Source organism: Pseudomonas sp. NPDC089569, from assembly GCF_050280625.1.
GTDB lineage: Bacteria > Pseudomonadota > Gammaproteobacteria > Pseudomonadales > Pseudomonadaceae > Aquipseudomonas.
In genome coordinates this window covers 1-2939 of the sequence record NZ_JBNNVQ010000216.1, presented here as the reverse complement: position 1 = coordinate 2939, position 2939 = coordinate 1, and the positions used below count along the sequence as shown (strand labels likewise).

Sequence of the window (2939 nt, the reverse complement as noted above, 5' to 3'; positions counted from 1 at the left end):
TTCCTCGGCTGTCTTGGTGGCGGCAATCACTCGCACGCCCAGGGCCTTGCCCAATTGCACGAAGGAAGGACCGGCACAATGGCTGGCGTCGGTCATGAATCAACTTCGCCCACGGCGAGGTTTACATGATCTCCGCTTACCTCGCGGCGATCAGTCTGGCTCTGCTGGCTTACTTCGGTATTGAATCCTTCCCGCTGCTGATGCTCGGCACACTGGTCTTCACCATCGTCGTGACAGGGGTGTATGGCTGGGTTATCGAGCGCATCGCCTACAAGCCGCTGCGCAACTCCACCCGACTGGCACCGCTGATCAGCGCCATCGGGATCTCGCTGATCCTGCAAAACTATGCACAGATCTCCCAGGGCGCCCGCCAACAAGGCGTTCCGACCCTGCTGACCGGTGCATGGCGAATCGATGTCGGGAGCGGCTTCGTCCAGCTCACCTACACCAAGATCTTCATTCTGGTCGCCGCCTTTATCGGCATGGGCCTGCTGACCTACGTCATCAAGTACACCAAGCTCGGCCGTATGTGCCGCGCCACACAGCAAGACCGCAAGATGGCCTCGATCCTGGGCATCAACACCGACCGCGTGATTTCCTACGTGTTCATCATCGGTGCAGCCATGGCGGCGCTGGCGGGCGTGCTGATCACCATGAACTACGGCACTTTCGACTTCTACGCCGGCTTCGTCATCGGCATCAAGGCCTTCACCGCGGCGGTACTCGGCGGGATTGGTTCGCTGCCCGGCGCCATGCTCGGCGGGATCATCCTCGGGATCTCCGAGTCGCTGTTCTCGGGCCTGGTCAACTCGGACTACAAGGACGTCTTCAGCTTCTCGCTGCTGGTCCTCGTTCTGGTCTTTCGGCCTCAGGGCCTGCTCGGCCGTCCTCTTGTGTCGAAGGTGTAAGCGATGTCTTCAGCCACTCATAAAACAATCGATATCAAAAAAAGCCTGGTTGACGCGATTCTCTCCGGCCTCATTGCCCTGATCGTATTCGGGCCGATCGTCGGCGTCGTGCTCGATGGCTATAGCTTCAACCTGGAAACCTCGCGGGTGGCATGGATCATTGCCATCGTCATGGCCGGGCGTTTTGCCTTGAGCCTGTTCCTGCAAACATCCAGGGGCCTGAAGATTCTTGAAGGGTTCGAGGTCACCGGCTCCGGCGTACACGTGCTGGCACCGGACTACAAATCGCGGCTGCGCTGGGTCATCCCGCTGGTCATCGCGATTGCCGTGGTGCTGCCGTTTTTCTCCAACTCCTATCTGCTGGGCGTGGTCATCCTCGGGCTGATCTACGTGCTGCTGGGACTGGGGCTGAACATCGTGGTCGGCCTGGCCGGCCTGCTTGACCTGGGTTATGTGGCGTTCTACGCCATCGGCGCCTACGGCCTGGCGCTGGGTTACCAGTACCTGGGGCTGGGTTTCTGGACGGTGCTGCCACTGGCGGCGATCACCGCGGGCCTTGCCGGTTGCATCCTGGGTTTCCCGGTGCTGCGTTTGCACGGTGACTACCTGGCAATCGTGACCCTGGGCTTCGGTGAAATCATCCGCCTGATCCTCAACAACTGGCTGAGCCTGACCGGCGGTCCGAACGGCATGCCGGCGCCATTGCCGACATTCTTCGGTCTCGAGTTCGGTAAAAGGGCCAAGGATGGCGGCGTGCCATTCCATGAGTTCTTCGGTATCGCCTACAACCCCGACATCAAGTACTACTTCATCTACGCGGTACTGTTCCTGGTGGTCCTGGCCGTGTTGTACATCAAGCACCGCCTGACCCGCATGCCGGTCGGCCGTGCCTGGGAAGCCTTGCGTGAAGACGAAATCGCCTGCCGCTCGATGGGCCTGAACCATGTACTGGTCAAGCTTTCGGCGTTCACCATCGGTGCTTCCACCGCGGGTCTGGCCGGGGTGTTCTTCGCCACCTACCAGGGTTTCGTCAACCCGACCTCGTTTACCTTCTTCGAGTCGGCCTTGATCCTCGCCATCGTGGTGCTCGGCGGCATGGGGTCGACCATCGGCGTGGTCATGGCGGCATTCGTGTTGACCGTGGCCCCGGAACTGCTGCGTAGCTTCGCCGAATACCGCGTCCTGCTGTTCGGCATCCTGATGGTGTTGATGATGATCTGGCGACCACGCGGACTGATCCGGATCAGCCGCACCGGTGTGACCCCGCGTAAAGGAGTAGCGCCATGAGCGAAGTCGTACTCTCGGTCGAAAAGCTGATGATGCACTTCGGTGGCATCAAGGCATTGAATGACGTCAACCTGAAGGTCAAGCGCAATTCGATCTTCGCCCTCATCGGTCCCAACGGCGCTGGCAAAACCACGGTGTTCAACTGCCTGACCGGGTTCTACAAGGCCTCCGGCGGCAAGATCGAACTCAACCTGCGCGGGCAGAAAACCAATGTCATCAAGTTGCTGGGCGAATCGTTCAAGCCAACGGACTTCGTCTCGCCCAAATCGTTTGCCAGCCGGCTGTTCTACAAGGCTTTCGGTGGCACCCACCTGGTGAACCGGGCCGGGCTGGCGCGCACGTTCCAGAACATTCGCCTGTTCAAGGAAATGTCGGTGCTGGAAAACCTGCTGGTGGCCCAGCACATGTGGGTCAACCGCAACATGCTGGCCGGCTTCCTCAACACCAAGGGCTATCGCAAGGCCGAAAGCGATGCGCTGGATCACGCGTTCTACTGGCTGGAAGTGGTGGATCTGGTGGACTGTGCCAACCGCCTGGCCGGTGAGCTGTCCTACGGTCAGCAACGCCGTCTGGAAATCGCCCGGGCCATGTGTACCCGTCCGCAGATCATCTGCCTCGACGAACCGGCCGCCGGCCTCAACCCTCAGGAAACCGAAGCGCTGAGCGCGATGATCCGGCTGCTGCTGGCCTTCCAGCGCTTCGCGGTAACTGAGGATCGAACCGATGTCTTCCGGCTCGTATCGC

The 2939-nt window shown here is 60.4% G+C and carries 2 protein-coding genes and 1 pseudogene; all 3 read left to right on the top strand.

Annotated features, from left to right (window positions below; translation table 11 throughout):
• Window positions 1-98 precede the first annotated feature (98 nt).
• Window positions 99-908 (top strand): annotated as a pseudogene (locus tag ACQKP2_RS32335) (ABC transporter permease subunit); the annotation flags it as partial.
• A gap of 3 nt (window positions 909-911) precedes the next feature.
• A complete protein-coding gene (livM, locus tag ACQKP2_RS32330) occupies window positions 912-2195 on the top strand; it encodes a high-affinity branched-chain amino acid ABC transporter permease LivM (RefSeq protein WP_427582314.1) in 1284 nt (427 codons plus the stop codon).
• Window positions 2192-2939: ATP-binding cassette domain-containing protein (locus tag ACQKP2_RS32325; RefSeq protein WP_427582313.1), on the top strand; the 748-nt coding region annotated here is incomplete at its 3' end. The genes livM and ACQKP2_RS32325, both read left to right, overlap by 4 nt.

Bases quoted from the DNA above. Each gene is read 5' to 3' on its own strand.
- livM (WP_427582314.1), top strand. From the start codon at position 912: ATGTCTTCAGCCACTCATAAAACAATCGATATCAAAAAAAGCCTGGTT.